The organism is Neisseria sp. P0021.S007 (assembly GCF_051956855.1).
Window position 1 is genome coordinate 1 of sequence record NZ_JBQCXA010000337.1, and the last position, 806, is coordinate 806.

Consider the following 806-nt stretch of genomic DNA (forward strand, 5'->3'; position numbering starts at 1 on the left):
GCGTAAGACGGATTTCAGGTGAAACTGCTCGGGGTTGAACATATATTTGAGCAGGTCTTTGGCGTGCAAAATACCTAAAACCTCGTCTTTGTCTTCACCGATGACGGGGAAACGCGAATGGGCGGTTTCGATGATGTAGGCCGTGATGCGCTCGATGCTGTCGTTCTCTTTCAATACGTTCATGCGGCTGCGCGTAATCATGGCATCACGCACTTCCAGTTCGGCAAAGTCCAATACTTTTTCCAGCCGGGTCAGTGTGTCGGCATCAAAAACTTCCTGCTCGTGCGCTTGGCGCAGCAGGGTTAATACGTCTTCGGCGGAGTCGGGCTCGCCGGCAAGTCGGGAGATTAGGCGTTCGAAAAACTTGGGTTTCGACTGCGTACCGTCCATTTTAATATTCGTCCTCTTGGTAGGGGTTGGGGAAGCCTGACGCCAGCATCAGGCGGATTTCTTCGGCTTCCATTATTTCGGCTTCATCGTCTTCGATGTGGTCGTAGCCCATCAGGTGTAAAGTACCGTGTATGGTCAGGTGGGCAAAATGCTGCTCAGGTGTTTTGCCTTGTTCGGCGGCTTCTTTCAAAACCACTTGCGGGCAAATCACCAAATCGCCATACAGGCCGTCTGAAAACTGGTCGGGCAGGATTTCGCCTTCGTTGAGTGCGAAACTCAATACATTGGTGGCGTAATCTTTGCCGCGGTAGTCGCGGTTGTAGGCGCGGGCTTCTTCTTCGTCCAGAAGAATCAGGCTGATGTCTGCACGGCGGTATTCGTTTTTCAAGGCAGACCACGCCCAGCGGTAAAAATCG

General features: G+C 52.5%; 2 protein-coding genes. Both read right to left on the bottom strand.

Annotation, left to right across the window (positions count from 1 at the left end; all coding sequences use genetic code 11):
* On the bottom strand, positions 1 to 390 hold a 390-nt coding region (locus ACTHUR_RS13195), incomplete at its 3' end, for a CBS domain-containing protein (RefSeq protein WP_440398971.1).
* Between the two features lies 1 nt (position 391).
* A partial coding sequence (gene ybeY / locus ACTHUR_RS13200) for an rRNA maturation RNase YbeY (RefSeq protein WP_440398973.1) occupies positions 392 to 806 on the bottom strand: 415 nt, incomplete at its 5' end.